The sequence below is a fragment of the Paraburkholderia metrosideri genome, from assembly GCF_904848625.1.
GTDB lineage: Bacteria > Pseudomonadota > Gammaproteobacteria > Burkholderiales > Burkholderiaceae > Paraburkholderia > Paraburkholderia metrosideri.
This window is the reverse complement of the sequence record NZ_CAJHCP010000007.1, coordinates 293,307-311,409: the sequence shown is the minus strand read 5'-3', so window position 1 is coordinate 311,409 and position 18,103 is coordinate 293,307. Positions and strand designations below refer to the sequence as shown.

The window sequence follows — 18,103 nt, the reverse complement described above, 5'->3', positions numbered from 1 at the left end:
CTCTCATAACCACAAGCGAAGAAACTGGAGACACGAATGAAAAAGAACCCACTCGCGCGGCTTGCCTCCCTCTGTTTTGCGGTTGCTGCGGGCGCCGCGCTTACCGCGTCGGCGATAGGCAGCGCGCAAGCGGCCGACGACGCGGTAAAGATCGGCTACATCACCGATCTTTCGGGGCTGTATGCCGACATCGACGGGCAGGGCGGGCTGGAGTCGATTCGGATGGCGATTGCCGACTTCGGCGGCAAGGTCAACGGCAAGCCGATCACGCTGGTCTACGCAGATCACCAGAACAAGGCGGATATCGCGGCATCGCGTGCGCGTGAGTGGTTTGACCGTGACGGCGTGGATATGCTGATCGGCGGCACGAACTCGGCGACGGGTCTGTCGATGAACACCGTCGCGGGTGAAAAGCACAAGGTCTACATCAACATCGGCGCGGGTGCCGACACGCTGACCAACGAGCAATGCACGCCGTACACGATCCATTACGCGTACGACACCACGGCGCTGGCCAACGGCACGGGCTCGGCGGTGACGAAGCAGGGTGGCAAGACGTGGTACTTCCTGACCGCCGACTACGCGTTCGGCAAGGCGCTTGAAAAAGCCACCTCGGACGTCGTGAAGGCAAACGGCGGCCAGGTGCTCGGCGCGGTGCGTGCGCCGCTGTCGGCGTCGGACTTCTCTTCGTTCCTGTTGCAGGCACAAGCGTCGAAGGCGCAGATTCTCGGTCTCGCCAATGCCGGTGGCGACACGGTCAACTCGATCAAGGCCGCGAAGGAGTTCGGCCTGACCAAGACGATGAAACTTGCCGCGTTGCTGATGTTTATCGACGACGTGCACAGCCTGGGTCTGGAAACCACGCAAGGTCTGGTGCTGACGGACAGCTGGTACTGGAACAAGGACGCGGAGACCCGCAAGTGGGCGCAGCGGTACTTCGACAAGACGAAGAAGATGCCGTCGAGCCTGCAGGCCGCCGACTACTCCGCGACCATGACCTACCTGAACGCGGTGAAGGCAGTCGGCTCCACCGACACCGACAAGGTGATGGCCCAGTTGCGCAAGACGAAGATCGACGACTTCTACGCGAAGGGCTACATCCGTCAGGACGGCAGCATGATCCACGACATGTATCTGATGCAGGTGAAGACGCCGGCCGAATCCAAAGAGCCGTGGGACTACTACAAGATCCTCGCGACGATTCCCGGCGAACAGGCATTCACGACCAAGGCGCAGACGCGCTGCGCGTTGTGGAAATAAGCATCACGTGAAGGCCTGATGGCTGCAGGGCTGCGTGTGCTGGCGCGAGCGTCGACGCGTCGGTGTCGCAAGCGCCCGTGCCGCGGCCAACCGTTTCACATGCCGCGCGCGATGGGGTTTTTGTCGATGCCCATCGCGCGCCGGCCGGATCGTGCGTGATCGATCTCATCCTGGCAATGGCTTCAGGGGTTAAAGGCTTTAATGGACATCTTTGGCATTCCGCTTCCGGCGATGCTGAGCCAGCTGCTGCTGGGGCTCGTGAACGGCTCGTTCTACGCGATCCTGAGCCTCGGTCTGGCGATCATCTTCGGCTTGCTCAACGTGATCAACTTCGCGCACGGCGCGTTGTTCATGCTCGGCGCGATGCTCGCGTGGATGGGGCTGTCGTATTTCGGGCTGCCGTACTGGGTGATGATTTTTGTTGCGCCGCTGATCGTCGGCCTGTTCGGCATGGTGATCGAACGCTCGATGCTGCGCTGGCTGTACAAGCTCGATCATCTTTACGGCCTGCTGCTGACGTTCGGGCTGACGCTGGTGGTCGAAGGCGTATTCCGGTCTATCTACGGTTCGTCGGGCCAGCCGTACGACGTGCCGTCGGCGCTGTCCGGTGCGACCAATCTTGGCTTCATGTTCCTGCCGAACTATCGTGCGTGGGTGGTCGTCGCGTCGCTGGTGGTGTGCTTCGCGACGTGGTTCGTGATCGAGAAGACGCGCCTCGGCGCCTATCTGCGCGCGGGCACTGAAAACCCCAAGCTGGTCGAAGCGTTCGGCATCAACGTGCCACTGATGATCACGTTGACCTACGGCTTCGGCGTCGCGCTGGCCGCGTTTGCCGGCGTGCTGGCGGCACCGGTCATCCAGGTATCACCGCTGATGGGCCAGCCGATGATCATCACCGTGTTCGCGGTGGTCGTGATCGGTGGGATGGGGTCGATCATGGGCTCGATTCTCACTGGGCTGATGCTCGGCGTGATCGAGGGACTGACGCGGGTGTTTTATCCGGAAGCGTCGGCCACCGTCGTCTTCGTGATCATGGCGCTGGTGTTGCTCGTGCGCCCGGCGGGTCTCTTCGGCAAGGAAAAATGATGCAGAGAAAAATCCTCTACGGCCTGCTGCTGATTGCATTGCTCGCGGTGCCCGTGCTCGGCATCTATCCGCTCTTCATGATGAAGGTGATGTGCTTCGCGTTGTTTGCCGCGGCCTTCAACCTGTTGATCGGGTATACCGGGTTGCTGTCGTTCGGTCATGCGATGTTTCTTGCCTCGGCCGGCTACGTCACAGGCTATGCAATGCAGACGCTCGGCTTTTCGCCGGAACTCGGGGTGCTGGCCGGCACCGCGGCAGCGACCGTGCTCGGCCTGCTCGTCGGGCTGTTCGCGATTCGCCGGCAGGGCATCTACTTCGCGATGGTGACGCTGGCGCTCGCGCAAATGGTCTATTTCGTGTTCCTGCAGGCGCCGTTCACGCATGGCGAGGACGGACTGCAAGGCGTGCCGCGCGGCAAGCTGTTCGGCCTGCTCGATCTGTCGTCGGACGTAGCGCTGTATTTTGTCGTGTTGATCGTGATGGTGCTGGCGTTCCTGCTGATCGTGCGAATCGTGCATTCGCCGTTCGGGCAGGTGCTGGTCGCCATCAAGGAAAATGAGCCGCGTGCGGTGTCGCTTGGTTACGACACGGATCGCTTCAAGTTGCTCGCGTTCATTCTGTCGGCGGGACTTGCAGGTCTGGCCGGATCGCTCAAGGTGCTGGTGCAGGGTTTTGAAACGCTGAGCGATGCCTATTGGACCATGTCCGGTCTCGTGATCCTGATGACGCTGGTCGGCGGCATGGGCACGCTGTTCGGACCGTTGCTCGGCGCCGCGCTGATCGTTGCACTGGAAGACCGGCTCGGCGACATCGGCTCGGCATTGGCTGCATCGACTGGCGTCGACTGGTTCCGTTCGCTGGGCGAGTCAGTGACCATCGTCACGGGGATCATCTTTATCGCGTGCGTGCTCGCGTTCCGGCGCGGCATTGTCGGTGAGATCGTGGCGCGGGTCCGGCCGCTCAGAGCGTGAAAACGATGCGTCGCACAATTGATCTGGATTCCGATGTATCTGTGCGTCGGGCGTGCTTGAGGTAGACTGCAAAGCCTTCCCCGGGCGGTATCAAACGAAGGCGGTTCTGCTTGGCATAAACGTGCGCCAAGTTGGTGCCGCAGTGCACCACTAGGGTAATTGCTAGTTGTAGCCGGGAGGGTGGTCGTTTAATCTTCATGAAGTTCTGATGCAGCACCGAATTTGCAGGTGGAGAACGAGGAGACAATGAGGCACTAAGTGCCCAGACGAAAGCGCTGTTGGATTGATATCCAACAGCGCTTTTTATTTGTACTTTCGATTAATCACCATTCCCGTTTTTCTCTAATCCGGTGGCCCTTTTTTATTCGCCGGATAGCCACTGATTCCACGCCACACAACCCTGCAAATTGCTTGCGGGGCCGCACTTTCGTCCGCTAAACTCGCTTTTCACCGACCGCTGGGTCGGCATTTAAATCCGCGGCTTTAAATTCAAATGAATAACCGGGGTAGATAGAGGAGCAGGATGAAGTCGGTATCGGGTTGGATGAGTGCGGCACTGGTCGCTGTGGGCATGTCGTCGGCATGGAGCACCCATGCATTCGCAGACGTGAAAATTGGCGTGTCGGTGTCGGCAACGGGGCCGGCTGCGTCGCTGGGAATTCCGGAAAAGAACACCGTTGCGTTGCTGCCTAAAGAGGTAGCAGGGCAGAAGATCGACTACATCGTGCTCGACGATGCGACCGATTCAACTCAGGCGGTCAAGAATGCCCGCAAGCTCACCAGCGAAGATCACGTCGATGCGCTGATCGGTTCGACCGTCGTGCCGAACTCGCTGGCAATGATCGACGTCGCCGCTGAAAGCACCACGCCGATGATCTCGATGGCCGCCGCCGCGAGCATCGTCGAGCCGATGGATGCGAAGCGCGCGTGGGTCTTCAAGACGCCGCAAAACGACATTCTGATGGCCACCGCGATTGCGCAACACATGGCGAATCACGGTGTGAAGACGGTTGCGTTTATCGGCTTCGCCGATGCATACGGCGAAAGCTGGTTTAAGGAGTTCAGCAAGGCTGCCGATCTCGCAAAGATCAGGATCGTCGCGAACGAACGATTCGCGCGCAACGATGCGTCGGTGACGGGCCAGGTGTTGAAGATGATGTCGCAAAACCCCGACGCGGTGCTGATCGCGGGTGCGGGTACACCGGCCGCGCTGCCGCAGAAAACGCTCCGGGAACGTGGCTACAAGGGCAAGTACTACCAGACGCATGGCGTCGCGAATAACGACTTCCTGCGCGTGTGCGGCAAGGATTGCGAAGGTACCTATCTGCCGGCTGGGCCGCTGCTGGTTGCTGACCAGTTGCCCGATTCGAATCCGGTGAAAAAGAGTGCGCTTGCGTACAAGCACGCTTATGAAGGCGCTTACGGTGCTGACTCGATCTCGACGTTTGGCGGTCACGCATGGGACGCAGGTTTGCTGCTGCAACGTGCCATTCCGCTCGCGCTGAAGAAGGGCCAGCCGGGCACACCCGCATTCCGTGAGGCGCTGCGCGCGGCACTGGAGAGCACCAAAGACATGCCCGCGTCGCACGGCATCTTCAACATGAGCGCGAACGATCACGCAGGCCTCGACCAGCGTGCGCGCGTGATGGTGGAGATCGTCGGCGGCAAGTGGAAGCTGGCCGGCGACTGAGCGAAGGCGCAGCGATACGGAAGCCCATCAAAAAAGACGCGTGCAGTTGACGCGTCTTTTTTATTGCTTGTCTGAAGTGAATGCGCTGCATGAGTGCTTCACGTGAAAAGTGTGGCTCGGCGGCTTCAGGACAAACCCGCATTAGCCATACAGTCTATTGACCATGAATGATGCAGAACGCAATACTACTAACATGTTAGTGGTTTTGTCCGGCGACGAAATCGTGACGATGAAGTGCGCCGACTATCGTGGGAATCGTGGCGGGCTGTTCGCGACGATAGAAGTAGGGCAGTGGAATAAAAAGTGGCGATGGTATTCACGTGAAGCAGGGAAAACCATGCTTGGCACGCCTGAACCCGAAAACTAGATTCAGACACCCGGCCCATGCGCCGGATTACAGGTACGCGCTTCGAAGCGTTTGGAGACTCGCAATGAAAAAGACAAAGCAATGGGTACGCACAGGCATCGCCATGGCGTTGATGTGCGGCGCCGGCGCAGCGTTCGCCCAGGTGAAGATCGGCGTGACGTTGTCCACCACGGGACCGGCCGCATCACTCGGGATTCCTGAGAAGAACACAATCGCATTGTTGCCGAAAGAGATTGGCGGCAAGACCGTGCAGTACATTGTTCTCGATGACGCATCGGATACCGGCAAGGCCGTGCAGAACACGCGCAAGCTGATCGACGAAGATCATGTCGATGCGATCATCGGCTCGACGGTCACACCGAATTCGCTCGCCATGCTCGATCCCGCGGCGGAAGGCAAGACGCCGGTGATTTCGCTGGCGGCATCGGCTGCGATCATTTCGCCGATGGATACGAAGCGCGCATGGGCGTTCAAGCCGCCACAAAACGATAGCCTGATGGCCGACGCTATCGCCGACTATATGGAGCGTCACGGCGTGAAAACGGTGGGCTTCATCGGCTTCGCCGACGCATACGGCGACGGCTGGAACAACGTCTTCACTGCGGCTGCCGCTGCGCATCATCTGAAGATCGTATCGAACGAGCGCTTTAACCGCACCGACGCATCGGTGACCGGCCAGGTTCTGAAGACCATGGGCGCCAATCCCGACGCGGTGTTGATCGCGGGGGCCGGTACGCCGTCCGCGCTGCCGGCCAAGACGTTGAAAGAGCGCGGCTATAAGGGCAAGGTCTACCAGACGCACGGCGTCGCCAACAACGACTTCCTGCGCGTGTGCGGCAAGGATTGCGAAGGTGAACTCCTGCCTGCGGGGCCGATCCTCGTGGCCGATCAATTGCCCGATTCGAATCCGGTGAAGGCGTCGTCCGAAGCCTATAAAGCGGCGTACGAGAAAGCGTATGGCGCGGGTTCGGTGGCAACCTTCGGCGGTCACGCATGGGACGCCGGCCAGATGTTGCAAGCCGCGATCCCCGTCGCGCTGAAGACGGCCCAACCGGGCACCGAAGCGTTCCGCGTGGCACTGCGCGGCGCACTGGAGAACATCAAGGAATTGCCGGTCTCGCACGGCATCATGAACACCACGACGACCGACCACAACGGTCTCGATAAACGTGCACGTGTGATCGTGCAGATCGTCGACGGCAAGTGGAAGCTGCAAAACGACTAATAACAAAAAGCGGTACGCGCCTCTCGCGCATTCTGCGGCTTGATAAGCCGCATTGCCATTCTGTTCGATGACAATGGCATCGCCCGCCGCACCGTGTTCCGGTGCGGCGGGTGTCTTTTCAGATATTGCAGGTCGGTGGGGCCACGTATCTTGCCACCACGTCGACCGGTTCCCAGTTTTCGATTTCGACGCTTCAGGACGAGGAAGTATGGATCTATCAATTGCGGCGATCCTCGCGCAGGACGGCATCACCACCGGCGCGATTTACGCGCTGCTCGCGCTTGCGCTGGTGCTGGTGTTTTCCGTGACGCGGGTGATCTTCATCCCACAGGGGGAGTTTGTTTCGTACGGTGCGTTGACGCTCGCCGCTTTGCAGACGCAGAAATTTCCGGCCACATGCTGGTTGTTAATGGCGATGGGCGCTGCCTGTTTCGTCGTCGAAGTAGGGGGGATGGTGCGGCATGCCGAGCGGCGGCGCCATGCGGCGCGCACGCTGGTCTTGCTGGTCGGCAAATACCTGCTGTTTCCGATTGCGGTTTACGCGCTCACGCGAGGTGTCTTCCTGCAGCCATTGCCGATGCTCGTGCAGATCGCGCTGACACTTCTGATCGTGATTCCGATGGGACCGTTCGTCTACCGGCTCGCATACGAGCCGATCGCAGAAGCGACCACGCTATTGCTGCTGATCGTCGCAGTGGCGGTGCACTTCGCGATGGTCGGCCTCGGGCTTGTGATGTTCGGCGCGGAGGGTTCGCGCACGACCGCATTCTCGGATGCGACGTTCAACCTCGGCAGCCTGTCGATCTCCGGGCAAAGCCTGTGGGTCGTCGGCACCGCGGTTGTGCTGATCGGCGCGTTGTATCTGTACTTCGACCGCTCGATCTCCGGTAAGGCGTTGCGCGCGACATCGGTGAACCGGCTCGGCGCGCGGCTCGTCGGTATCGGCACGACGCAGGCGGGACGGCTCGCGTTCACGCTCGCTGCGGGTCTCGGCGCGCTGTGCGGCATCCTCGTTGCACCGCTGACTACCATCTACTACGACTCGGGCTTCCTGATCGGTTTGAAGGGCTTCGTGGGCGCGATTATCGGCGGACTCGTCAGCTATCCGCTGGCGGCTGCGGGATCGATTCTGGTCGGCCTGCTGGAATCGTATTCGTCGTTCTGGGCGAGCGCTTATAAAGAAGTGATCGTGTTCACGCTGATCATCCCGGTGCTGCTGTGGCGAAGTCTTGCCAGCCCGCACACCGAAGAAGAGGAGGAGTGACCCGATGAAACGGATCATGCAAAACAAGTTCTTCTGGTTGTTCCTCGTGGTGTTGTTCGCGCTACCGGTGTTGCCGCAACCGATTCATGTGCCCGAGTACTGGGTGACCTTGCTGAACTACATCGGGCTGTATTCGATCGTCGCGATCGGGCTCGTGTTACTCACGGGCATCGGCGGGATGACGAGCTTCGGGCAGGCGGCGTTCGTCGGGATCGGTGCCTATGCGACCGCCTATCTGACGACAACGTACGGCGTGTCGCCGTGGCTCGCGCTCATCGCCGGGGTGGTCGTGACGGCAGTGATCGCGCTGATGCTCGGCCTCGTCACCATGCGTTTGTCCGGCCACTTCCTGCCGCTTGGCACGATCGCATGGGGACTCGCGTTGTTCTATCTGTTCGGCAATCTGGACATGCTGGGCAAGTACGACGGCATCAACGGGATTCCGGTGCTGAATGTGTTCGGCATCAACCTGGAGTCTGGCCGGCATATCTATTACCTGATCTGGGTCGTCGTGCTTGGCGCGGTCGTCTCTGTTCAGAATTTGCTTAATAGCCGGCCGGGCCGGGCGATTCGCGCGTTGCGCGGCGGCGGCATGATGGCTGAAGCGATGGGCGTCAACACGGGCTGGATGCGTGTGGTGATCTTCGTCTATGCAGCGGTGTTGGCGTCGATTTCAGGCTTTTTGTACGCCCACCTGCAACGCGCAGTGAATCCGACGCCGTTTGGTTTGAATCACGGCATCGAGTTTCTGTTCATGGCGGTGGTGGGGGGCGTGTCGCACGTGTGGGGCGCAGTGCTGGGGGCGGCGATCCTCACGGTGTTGCAGGACTATCTGCAAACCTTGCTGCCGAAGTTGCTGGGCGAGAATGGCAATTTCGAAGTCATCGTGTTCGGCATCCTGATGGTGCTGCTGCTGCAATACGCCCGCCAGGGTGTCTGGCCATTCGTCGCGCGATTTTTCCCGCGTGGTTCGCGCGCTCACATGTCCGATCATGCAGAACCGCTGCCGCAGCGCAGCAAGCCGGCGAGCGGCGAAAGCCTGCTGACGGTGAACAAGGCTCGCAAGCAGTTCGGTGGCCTGGTTGCGGTGAACGATGTCAGCTTCGAGGTGAAAGCGGGGCAGATCATCGGGCTGATCGGACCCAATGGCGCGGGCAAGTCGACCACCTTCAATCTGGTGACCGGCGTGCTTCAGGCGACCAGCGGCGAAATTACGTTCCGTGGTGAGCGGATCGATTCGCTGAATTCACGTGAAATCGTCAAGCGAGGAATCGGCCGGACGTTCCAGCATGTCAAGCTGCTGCCCGGCATGACCGTTCTGGAGAACGTCGCGATTGGCGCGCATCTGCGAGGGCAGGCGGGCGTTTGGCGCAGCGTCGTCAGGTTGAACGGCACGGAAGAGGCGCGCTTGATGGCCGAGGCCGCTCGCCAGATCCGTCGTGTCGGGCTTGAGCAGCATATGTATGACGAAGCGGGCAGTCTGGCGCTGGGGCAGCAACGGATTCTCGAGATTGCCCGTGCGTTGTGCTGTGACCCGACGCTGCTGCTGCTGGATGAGCCGGCGGCCGGTTTGCGTTACCAGGAAAAGCTGCAACTGGCAGACTTGCTGCGTCGCCTGAAAGCGGAGGGGATGAGCGTGCTGCTGGTTGAGCACGACATGGATTTCGTGATGAATCTCACCGACCGACTCGTCGTCATGGAGTTTGGCACCCGGATCGCCGAAGGTTTGCCGCAGGACGTGCAGCAAGACCCGGCTGTGCTTGAAGCGTATCTGGGCGGGGTGGAGTGATGGAGAAAACAATGAATGCTGGTTCGCCGATTCTCGATGTTATCGGACTGTCCGTTCGGTACGGCAAGGTCGAGGCGCTACACGGCGCGGCGATCAAAGTGCGCGCGGGGCAGATCGTCTCGGTGATCGGCCCCAATGGTGCCGGCAAGTCCACGCTCTTGAACGCGATCATGGGGGCGTTGCCGAGTACGGGGCACGCGAAAGGCGCCGTGGTTTATCAGGGCGAGGATGTCAGCGCGGTACCGGTCGAAAAGAGAGTCGCGCGGGGCATGTGTCTGGTGCCTGAGAAGCGCGAGTTGTTCGCGTCGATGACGGTTGAAGACAACCTGGTGCTGGGGGCGTATCGGCGCAAGCGGGCAGGGGAGCGAAATTTCCTCGATCAGCTCGAACCCGTGTTTACTCTTTTTCCACGCTTGAAGGAGCGTCGCAAGCAGGCCGCTGGCACGTTGTCCGGCGGCGAGCGCCAGATGCTTGCGGTAGGGCGGGCACTGATGGGCAAACCAGATCTGCTAATGCTGGACGAGCCAAGTTTGGGCCTGGCGCCGTTGATCGTGAAAGAGATTTTTCACATCATCAGCGCGCTGCGCCAGACCGGCGTCGCGACGCTACTGATCGAGCAGAATGCGCGCGCCGCGTTGCAAATCTCCGATTATGGTTACGTGCTTGAAACGGGAGAGTTGGCGCTGGAAGGGGAGGCGGCCGATTTGGCGAAAAATCCGCGTGTGATTGAGACATATCTGGGGCTGGCAAAAAAAGTCGCCTAGGATCGCGCGTTTGTTGTTCGTCGTACTTTGAAGCGGCTTGTTTCACGTGAAACAAGCCGCTTTTTTTATGAGTTAGCCATTCGGACGAAATTCGGGCCTAAACCGAACCCGTTATAATTCGCCCATACCTCTTCCTTTGAAAGGCTCACGCGATGATCTGGCGTGAGATCCGCAATGCTCTTTCCCACAGAATTTGACGTAATCGTCGTCGGCGGCGGTCATGCTGGCACTGAAGCTGCCCTGGCTTCGGCACGCATGGGCAATACCACGCTCCTGCTGACTCACAACATTGAAACCCTCGGCCAGATGAGCTGCAATCCGTCGATCGGCGGTATTGGCAAAGGCCATCTGGTTAAAGAAGTCGACGCGCTCGGCGGTGCGATGGCGGCAGCGACGGATGAAGGCGGGATCCAATTCCGTATCCTGAATTCGTCGAAGGGCCCCGCAGTGCGTGCGACGCGCGCCCAAGCGGACCGGCTGTTGTACAAGCAGGCGATCCGTCATCGGCTGGAGAATCAACCGAACCTGTGGCTGTTCCAGCAGGCTGTGGATGATCTGATCGTGGAAGGTGACCGGGTCGTCGGAGCAGTGACGCAGGTCGGAATTCGCTTTCTCGCCCGAGCGGTTGTGCTGACGGCGGGGACCTTCCTCGACGGCAAGATTCACGTGGGTTTGAACAACTACACCGGGGGGCGTGCTGGCGATCCGGCTGCGGTGTCTTTGTCCGCGCGACTGAAGGAATTGAAGCTGCCTCAAGGGCGGCTCAAGACAGGGACGCCGCCGCGTATCGACGGTCGCACGATCGATTTCTCCCAACTGGAAGAGCAGCCGGGCGACCTGGATCCGGTGCCGGTATTTTCGTTCCTGGGCCGTGTCGAACAGCATCCGCGGCAAGTGCCATGCTGGGTCACGCATACGAACGAGCGTACCCACGACATTATTCGGGGCGGACTCGATCGGTCGCCGATGTATACGGGTGTGATCGAAGGGGTGGGGCCGCGTTATTGCCCTTCGATTGAGGACAAGATCCATCGGTTTGCGTCGAAGGAATCGCATCAGATCTTTCTGGAGCCGGAAGGGCTGACGACCAACGAGTTTTATCCAAACGGTATTTCTACCAGCCTGCCGTTTGACGTCCAACTGGAACTCGTGCGATCGATGCGCGGCTTGGAGCATGCGCACATCCTGCGACCAGGCTATGCGATCGAGTACGACTATTTCGATCCACGTGGTTTGAAGGCTTCGCTTGAAACCAAGGTGATCAGCGGACTGTTCTTTGCCGGTCAGATCAACGGGACGACGGGATACGAGGAAGCGGCTGCGCAAGGCCTGCTGGCAGGTATCAACGCGGGCCTGTACGTGCAGGGCAAGGAAGCTTGGTGTCCCCGTCGGGATCAGGCTTACTTGGGCGTACTGGTGGACGATCTTGTCACGCGCGGCGTGTCCGAGCCGTACCGGATGTTTACCAGCCGCGCCGAATATCGCCTAAGCCTGCGCGAAGACAACGCGGATATGCGATTGACCGAGATGGGTCGCGAGCTTGGCGTGGTCGACGATATCCGCTGGGATGCATTCAGTCGTAAACGTGACGCTGTTTCACGTGAAACAGAGCGTTTGCGTACGACGTGGGTGAATCCTAAGACTTTACCCGCAGACGAAGCGACGGCGTTACTAGGTAAGCCGATCGACCATGAGTACAGTCTGGCTGATCTGCTGCGTCGTCCGGGCGTGAGCTATGACGGTGTTTGCGGGCTGCGTGCCGGCGAATGCGCCGCGCCCGACGTTCTGGCCGAAGATGAAGTGCTCCTCGCGCAGATCAAGGAACAGATCGAAATCGGCATCAAGTACCAAGGTTATATCGACCGTCAAGCGGATGAGATCGAGCGCAACGAAGCTCATGAAAGCACGCGTTTGCCTGAAGGGTTGGACTACGCGGAAGTGAGAGGTCTGTCATTTGAGGCCCGTCAGAAGCTGACGCAATTCCGCCCGGAGACCATTGGTCAGGCGTCGCGGATTTCCGGCATTACGCCTGCCGCGATCTCGCTACTGATGGTTCACCTGAAGCGTGGTCTGGGGCGTCGTTCGACGAAACCTGCTGCACCGGGTACCGACAACACGCCGGTGACGCAATGATGGTGGGACAGAAGGGGAGTACCGCTTCTCAAGAGTTGGCGTCGCTGCTTGCGGATGGTGTCCGCGAGCTTGGCCTCGATTTGAGCGATGCCCAGCTCAACAAGCTGCTGGACTATGTCGCGTTGCTGTCGAAATGGAATGCCGTCTACAACCTGACGGCGATCCGCGACCCGCGACAAATGCTGATCCAGCACATTCTGGATTCGCTTTCGATCGTGCCGCACCTCGCGCCGCTCGGCCCGTCGTCTGTGCTCGATGTCGGGTCGGGTGGTGGTATGCCGGGTATCGTGCTGGCAATTGTGCTGCCCGACTGGACCATCACCACAAACGACATCGTTCATAAAAAGACAGCGTTCCAGGCTCAGGCGAAGGCCGAGTTGGGTCTGACGAATCTGTCAGTGGTGACGGGGCGAGTGGAGAGTTTGACGCCCGGCGCCGAAGTATCGGAAAAGTTCGACGTAATCGTCTCACGCGCATTCGCAGAACTCTCGGATTTCGTTACACTGGCCCGGCATCTGGTTGCTGAGCACGGCGCGATCTGGGCTATGAAAGGCGTGCGTCCGGACGGCGAGATTGAGCGCCTGCCTGCCGGGGCCCACGTGGAACAGATCATTCGATTGAACGTGCCGTCGCTCGACGCGGAGCGTCATCTGATCAAGGTTCTGGTGACCGCCGACAATTGAGCCGTCGCCGTAGCTCGCAGCATCTTCAGAATCAATAGCAATTCTTCTTCATCTAGCAGCAAAAGGGACACACCAACGATGGCAAAAATCTTCTGCGTTGCGAACCAGAAAGGCGGCGTCGGCAAGACGACCACCACCGTGAATCTGGCCGCGAGCTTGGCAGCGCAGGGACAGCGAGTCCTTCTCATCGATCTGGACCCGCAGGGCAACGCCACGATGGGTAGCGGTATTGACAAGGCAGCGTGCGCGAATACCGTCTACGAAGTGCTCGTGGACGGCGTGTCGGTCGCTAGTGCGCGAATTCGTCCGGAAGCCGTCGGGTACGACGTGTTGCCCGCGAATCGCGAACTCGCGGGCGCCGAGGTGGAGCTCGTCAGCGTGCAAAACCGTGAGCGTCAACTGAAAATCGCACTCGCGGCTGTCGAAAGCGAATACGACTTCGTGCTGATCGACTGCCCGCCGGCTTTGTCGCTGTTGACGCTTAATGGTCTGTGCGCCGCGCATGGTGTCGTCATTCCGATGCAGTGCGAGTATTTCGCTCTCGAAGGTCTGTCCGATCTCGTCAATACGATCAAACAGGTGCATGCCAATCTGAACCGTGATCTGAAGGTCATCGGTCTGTTGCGTGTGATGTTTGATCCGCGCATCACGTTGCAGCAGCAGGTTTCCGATCAACTGAAAGAACACTTTGGCGACAAGGTTTTCGACGCAGTCATTCCGCGCAACGTGCGTCTTGCCGAGGCACCTAGCTATGGCTTGCCCGGTGTGGTGTTCGACAAGGCTTCACGTGGCGCACAGGCATATGTGCAGTTCGGCGTGGAAATGATTGAACGGGTGCGCGCATTGAACGATGCGCCCCAGGCATCCTAAGCGGATCGAGGAAGCACAATGAACGCAGTAGCAAGAAAGAAGGGATTGGGCCGCGGTCTGGAGGCGTTGCTGGGCGGCACGGCTGACATCACCGAGACGGCGACGATCGAGGGCGCACCGAACGTGCTGCCGCTCAGCAAGATGCAGGCGGGTAAGTATCAACCGCGTACACGCATGGACGAAGGTGCGTTGCAGGAGTTGGCCGCCAGCATTCGTGCTCAAGGATTGATGCAGCCGATTCTTGTGCGTCCCGTTTCGGCGGACAAGTACGAGATCATCGCTGGGGAGCGACGTTTTCGCGCGGCGCGTCTGGCGGGTCTGGAAGAAGTGCCGGTGCTGGTGAAGGACGTGCCGGACCAGGCTGCCGCTGCGATGGCGCTGATTGAGAATATTCAGCGCGAAGATCTGAATCCTCTGGAAGAGGCGCAGGGTATTCAACGTCTGCTGGATGAGTTTAATTTTACGCACGAGCAGGCGGCGGAATCGGTTGGCCGGTCGCGTAGTGCGGTGTCGAATCTGCTGCGTTTGCTCAATCTGGCTTCGCCGGTGCAGACGATGTTGCTGGCGGGCGATCTGGATATGGGGCACGCGCGCGCACTTCTCGCCGTCGACGCCGCAACGCAAATCACGTTGGCTAACCAGGTAGTTAACAAGCGCATGTCGGTGCGCGAGACCGAAAAACTAGTGACGGCGACGACCAAGGCGGTTCCTACGGTTAAGGCTCGTGCAAATCAGGACGGCGGGCGCGATACGCGTCGATTGGAAGAGGAGCTGTCTGATCTGTTATCGGCAACCGTGAAGATCAAGCTGGGTCGACGAGGACGGGGACAGGTCCTCGTGGACTTCGGCGACCTGGATGCGTTGGAAGGAATCCTGGTACGTTTGCGGGGCAATGCCACCGTTTGATCGATACATCCCGCTGAACAGTGCGGAATGAACGGGCGACTCGATGTTGAGTCGCCCGTTTGTATTTTGGGCGAACGCGAAGGCTTTTTTGTGCCGGGGCAGGGTTCGAGGGGAGCCGGAATGCATCAATAATCGTTGGATTCCTAACTAAATTGCGGGCGAGGTATTTCGAAGAGGGTAGGGCCGTTCTCTGAGCTTAAGTGTGTCTGAGCGCCCGCTTACCCGAAGACCCGTCACCTGTCCAATCCCTACGCGCATAAATTGGCGTTTGTTGCATTTACGAAACGTCGGCCACAGCGCTTTAGCGACCGTTCGCCGCACATCCGCGAGCCCAATTTGTGCATTGGTTTTTGCCGTCCCCCAGCCACCTTACATTTGACGTGTTTTCACCCAAAAATGCGCCGTTGCCGCATTGTGGAGGCGCATTTCACGCAGGTTATTGAACGGCCTAAAGTCTTGAATTGCCTGCAACTATCGCTTACAATCGCCCGGATTTAATTGCACGGCAACCCCGTAAGCGCAGCGTAAGCTCGCGGGCTGGAACAAGACTTTCGGAACACTGCGATGGCGGTCAAAACGTCGAATCAAGCGCCGAAGAATGGGCACGACGGACACCGCGATGAACGCTCCGTTTCCGGTCTGTCCTCCGGTCAGCAAGCTGCATCTGGCGATGAGTGGGATGTCGCGCAAGAAGATAACAATATCGTTCCGCTCACGCGGGCCGAAGCTGAAAAGCTGTTTGGTCCCAATGTGAGTCGTCCATCGCGCGTTACGCCTTTCAAGGTCGTGGCAGCGCAAATGGTTTTGTCCCTGGGTGCTACGCTGTTGTGGTGGCTGTTCTATAAGCCGCCGGGCGATGCTGCGCTGTCTGCATTCCTGGGGGGCGCAATTTGCTGGATACCAGGCGCGCTGTTTGCGGCGCGCCTTAGAACGCTGAGCGGCGCCAAAACAGTGATGAGCTGGATGATTGGTGAAGCGCTCAAGATGGGGACAACGATCGCGATGTTTGTAGCCATCGCCTTCTGGTATCACGACGTACGCTGGGTTCCGCTGCTCGTGACCTACCTCATCGCGCTCAAGACATACTGGATCGCCTTGGCTTGGCGCTAAGTTAGCGAACGGGCAGCAGCAACAAGTAGCAGCAAAAAATTCAGGCTGGCGCGCAGCGCCGGCAACAGGTGTGCGGATGAGACACGGTCCGCACCCGGCGTGTTCCCGCAATACAGCATTGCTGCGGGTGCGGCCTAAGACGATTTTCGACAATTTGGGTGGCTTTAACGATATGGCAGCTAGCGAAGGCACGCGCGCAATGGATCCGTCCGAGTACATCGCGCACCACTTGCAAAACTTTTCCACCGCGCATCAGACGTCGATTTTCGACATTCACGTGTGGAATCTGGACACCCTTTTCTGGTCGATCGTTTGCGGTCTGGCCACGATCTTCATCCTGCATCTCGCTGCCCGTAAGGCAACGTCCGGCGTGCCCGGCCGTTTCCAATGCGCGATCGAAATGCTGGTCGAAATGGTCGAGGATCAATCGAAGTCGATGATCCACGGCTCGCGTACCTTCATCGCACCGTTGGCCCTGACCGTGTTCGTCTGGGTCGCGCTGATGAACTCGCTCGACTTTATCCCTGTCGACCTGCCGGGCCACGTGATTGGCTGGCTGGGTCTGTCCGAAACCATCCCGCACCACCGTATCGTCCCGACTGCCGACCTGAACGGCACGCTCGGTATCGCCCTCGGTGTGTTCGTGCTGATGATTTACTACAACTTCAAGATCAAGGGCGCAGGCGGCTTCGTGCATGAACTGCTGTCCGCTCCGTTCGGCGCGCATCCGCTGCTGTGGATCCCGAACCTTGCACTGAACATCATCGAGTTCGTCGCGAAGACGGTCTCGCTCGGCATGCGGCTGTTCGGCAACATGTACGCGGGCGAGCTGTTGTTCCTGCTGATTGCCCTGCTCGGCAGCATCTGGAGCTTTGGCGCGGACACGACGGTGCTTGGCTTCATCGGCCATGTGATTGCCGGCAGCGTGTGGTCAATCTTCCACATCCTGATCGTTCTGCTGCAGGCGTTCATTTTCATGATGCTGACGCTGGTGTATATCGGCCAGGCACACGACACGCACTAACCGGCGCCGTCGAATAAAGAATCGTAGTTTTTCAAATCCCAGTTCCAACCAGTTCTAAAAGACTTTTCACAAAGGAGTGATCATGCAAGCTTTCATCGCCAACATCCAGGGTCTGACCGCCATCGGTATCGGCATCATCATCGGCCTGGGTGCTATCGGCGCCTGTATCGGTATCGGCCTGATGGGCGGCAAGTACATCGAAGCATGTGCACGTCAGCCTGAACTGATGAACCCGCTGCAAACCAAGATGTTCCTGCTGGCTGGTCTGATCGACGCGGCGTTCCTGATTGGCGTTGGTGTGGCAATGCTGTTTGCGTTCGCGAATCCGCTGCTGTCGAAGCTGGCAGGCTGAGGTTCCTCGGAAGTTTGCGCCTGAGCTATAACAGGTAAAGGCGCAGGGCGGAACGGGCACTTAGGCGCTGATCGAATACAGAATCGATGAGCGCCTTGCCGTTTCACTTTCCGAACTAGCAACGTTTAAGGAAACACCGTGAATCTCAACGCAACCCTGTTTGCGCAAATGGTCGTGTTCCTGATCCTCGCGTGGTTCACGATGAAGTTCGTGTGGCCGCCGTTGATCAACGCCCTCGACGAGCGCTCGAAGAAGATTGCTGACGGTTTGTCGGCTGCTGAAAAGGGCAAGCAAGAACTCGAAGCTGCTCATAAGCGCGTCGACCAGGAACTCGCTCAGGCACGCAACGACGGTCAGCAACGTATTGCTGACGCAGAAAAGCGCGCCGTGGCAGTCGCTGACGAAATCAAGGCGCAAGCGCAAGCTGAAGCCGCTCGCATCATCGCGCAAGCGAAGGCCGACGCGGACCAGCAAGTCGTGAAAGCACGCGAAACGCTGCGCGGCGAAGTCGCTGCACTCGCTGTTAAGGGCGCTGAACAGATCCTGAAGCGCGAAGTCGACCAGGCAGCTCACGCTGACCTGCTGAATCAACTGAAAGCCGAGCTCTGA

17 protein-coding genes are annotated in these 18,103 nt (G+C 59.3%); all 17 read left to right on the top strand.

The genetic code is table 11. The features are described from left to right. Positions 1-36: 36 nt before the first annotated feature. Positions 37-1,260 carry an ABC transporter substrate-binding protein gene (locus tag LMG28727_RS17430; protein ID WP_201643549.1) on the top strand — a complete coding sequence of 408 codons (1,224 nt, stop codon included), beginning with the start codon at positions 37-39 and terminating at the stop codon, positions 1,258-1,260. Between the two features lie 201 nt (positions 1,261-1,461). Next, positions 1,462-2,346, top strand: a complete 885-nt coding sequence (locus LMG28727_RS17425) for a branched-chain amino acid ABC transporter permease (protein ID WP_201643548.1) — start codon at positions 1,462-1,464, stop codon at positions 2,344-2,346. Then, positions 2,346-3,317: a branched-chain amino acid ABC transporter permease gene (locus LMG28727_RS17420; RefSeq protein WP_201643738.1), complete on the top strand. Its 972-nt coding sequence runs from the start codon at positions 2,346-2,348 to the stop codon at positions 3,315-3,317. The genes LMG28727_RS17425 and LMG28727_RS17420 overlap by 1 nt, the downstream gene beginning before the upstream one ends. Before the next feature lie 523 nt (positions 3,318-3,840). Further along, positions 3,841-5,007 (top strand): ABC transporter substrate-binding protein, encoded by a 1,167-nt coding sequence (locus tag LMG28727_RS17415; RefSeq protein WP_201643547.1) that lies wholly within the window; start codon positions 3,841-3,843, stop codon positions 5,005-5,007. 163 nt (positions 5,008-5,170) lie between these two features. Continuing rightward, positions 5,171-5,374, top strand: coding sequence for a hypothetical protein (locus tag LMG28727_RS17410; protein ID WP_201643546.1), 204 nt, complete (start codon positions 5,171-5,173; stop codon positions 5,372-5,374). A gap of 64 nt (positions 5,375-5,438) precedes the next feature. After that, a complete protein-coding gene (locus LMG28727_RS17405) occupies positions 5,439-6,599 on the top strand; it encodes an ABC transporter substrate-binding protein (RefSeq protein ID WP_201643545.1) in 1,161 nt (386 codons plus the stop codon). A gap of 208 nt (positions 6,600-6,807) precedes the next feature. Next, on the top strand, positions 6,808-7,863 hold the full coding sequence (locus LMG28727_RS17400) for a branched-chain amino acid ABC transporter permease (protein WP_201643544.1): 1,056 nt from the start codon (positions 6,808-6,810) through the stop codon (positions 7,861-7,863). Between the two features lie 4 nt (positions 7,864-7,867). Next, a complete protein-coding gene (locus LMG28727_RS17395) occupies positions 7,868-9,652 on the top strand; it encodes a branched-chain amino acid ABC transporter ATP-binding protein/permease (protein ID WP_201643543.1) in 1,785 nt (594 codons plus the stop codon). A gap of 11 nt (positions 9,653-9,663) precedes the next feature. Further along, positions 9,664-10,416, top strand: coding sequence for an ABC transporter ATP-binding protein (locus LMG28727_RS17390; RefSeq protein WP_201643542.1), 753 nt, complete (start codon positions 9,664-9,666; stop codon positions 10,414-10,416). A 174-nt stretch (positions 10,417-10,590) separates the two neighbouring features. Beyond that, positions 10,591-12,549 (top strand): tRNA uridine-5-carboxymethylaminomethyl(34) synthesis enzyme MnmG, encoded by a 1,959-nt coding sequence (gene mnmG, locus LMG28727_RS17385; protein ID WP_201643541.1) that lies wholly within the window; start codon positions 10,591-10,593, stop codon positions 12,547-12,549. Then, complete coding sequence (rsmG, locus tag LMG28727_RS17380) at positions 12,546-13,232, top strand: 16S rRNA (guanine(527)-N(7))-methyltransferase RsmG (RefSeq protein ID WP_201643540.1); 687 nt, start codon at positions 12,546-12,548, stop codon at positions 13,230-13,232. Before mnmG ends, rsmG begins: the two co-directional genes overlap by 4 nt. Positions 13,233-13,310: 78 nt before the next feature. Next, the gene (locus LMG28727_RS17375; RefSeq protein WP_201643539.1) at positions 13,311-14,102 is read left to right on the top strand and encodes a ParA family protein; all 792 of its coding nucleotides are present in this window, start codon (positions 13,311-13,313) and stop codon (positions 14,100-14,102) included. An 18-nt stretch (positions 14,103-14,120) separates the two neighbouring features. Continuing rightward, positions 14,121-15,008, top strand: coding sequence for a ParB/RepB/Spo0J family partition protein (locus LMG28727_RS17370; protein ID WP_201643538.1), 888 nt, complete (start codon positions 14,121-14,123; stop codon positions 15,006-15,008). 564 nt (positions 15,009-15,572) lie between these two features. Continuing rightward, a complete protein-coding gene (locus tag LMG28727_RS17365; RefSeq protein WP_201643537.1) occupies positions 15,573-16,118 on the top strand; it encodes an ATP synthase subunit I in 546 nt (181 codons plus the stop codon). A gap of 172 nt (positions 16,119-16,290) precedes the next feature. Next, positions 16,291-17,142, top strand: a complete 852-nt coding sequence (atpB, locus tag LMG28727_RS17360; RefSeq protein WP_074762541.1) for a F0F1 ATP synthase subunit A — start codon at positions 16,291-16,293, stop codon at positions 17,140-17,142. Between the two features lie 82 nt (positions 17,143-17,224). Further along, on the top strand, positions 17,225-17,494 hold the full coding sequence (gene atpE, locus LMG28727_RS17355) for a F0F1 ATP synthase subunit C (RefSeq protein WP_007180033.1): 270 nt from the start codon (positions 17,225-17,227) through the stop codon (positions 17,492-17,494). Between the two features lie 138 nt (positions 17,495-17,632). After that, positions 17,633-18,103, top strand: a complete 471-nt coding sequence (locus LMG28727_RS17350; protein WP_042327177.1) for a F0F1 ATP synthase subunit B — start codon at positions 17,633-17,635, stop codon at positions 18,101-18,103.

Coding starts and splice junctions, on each gene's coding strand:
- LMG28727_RS17430 (WP_201643549.1), top strand. CDS start 37: ATGAAAAAGAACCCACTCGCGCGGCTTGCCTCCCTCTGTTTTGCGGTT.
- LMG28727_RS17425 (WP_201643548.1), top strand. CDS start 1,462: ATGGACATCTTTGGCATTCCGCTTCCGGCGATGCTGAGCCAGCTGCTG.
- LMG28727_RS17420 (WP_201643738.1), top strand. CDS start 2,346: ATGCAGAGAAAAATCCTCTACGGCCTGCTGCTGATTGCATTGCTCGCG.
- LMG28727_RS17415 (WP_201643547.1), top strand. CDS start 3,841: ATGAAGTCGGTATCGGGTTGGATGAGTGCGGCACTGGTCGCTGTGGGC.
- LMG28727_RS17410 (WP_201643546.1), top strand. CDS start 5,171: ATGAATGATGCAGAACGCAATACTACTAACATGTTAGTGGTTTTGTCC.
- LMG28727_RS17405 (WP_201643545.1), top strand. CDS start 5,439: ATGAAAAAGACAAAGCAATGGGTACGCACAGGCATCGCCATGGCGTTG.
- LMG28727_RS17400 (WP_201643544.1), top strand. CDS start 6,808: ATGGATCTATCAATTGCGGCGATCCTCGCGCAGGACGGCATCACCACC.
- LMG28727_RS17395 (WP_201643543.1), top strand. CDS start 7,868: ATGAAACGGATCATGCAAAACAAGTTCTTCTGGTTGTTCCTCGTGGTG.
- LMG28727_RS17390 (WP_201643542.1), top strand. CDS start 9,664: ATGAATGCTGGTTCGCCGATTCTCGATGTTATCGGACTGTCCGTTCGG.
- mnmG (WP_201643541.1), top strand. CDS start 10,591: ATGCTCTTTCCCACAGAATTTGACGTAATCGTCGTCGGCGGCGGTCAT.
- rsmG (WP_201643540.1), top strand. CDS start 12,546: ATGATGGTGGGACAGAAGGGGAGTACCGCTTCTCAAGAGTTGGCGTCG.
- LMG28727_RS17375 (WP_201643539.1), top strand. CDS start 13,311: ATGGCAAAAATCTTCTGCGTTGCGAACCAGAAAGGCGGCGTCGGCAAG.
- LMG28727_RS17370 (WP_201643538.1), top strand. CDS start 14,121: ATGAACGCAGTAGCAAGAAAGAAGGGATTGGGCCGCGGTCTGGAGGCG.
- LMG28727_RS17365 (WP_201643537.1), top strand. CDS start 15,573: ATGGCGGTCAAAACGTCGAATCAAGCGCCGAAGAATGGGCACGACGGA.
- atpB (WP_074762541.1), top strand. CDS start 16,291: ATGGCAGCTAGCGAAGGCACGCGCGCAATGGATCCGTCCGAGTACATC.
- atpE (WP_007180033.1), top strand. CDS start 17,225: ATGCAAGCTTTCATCGCCAACATCCAGGGTCTGACCGCCATCGGTATC.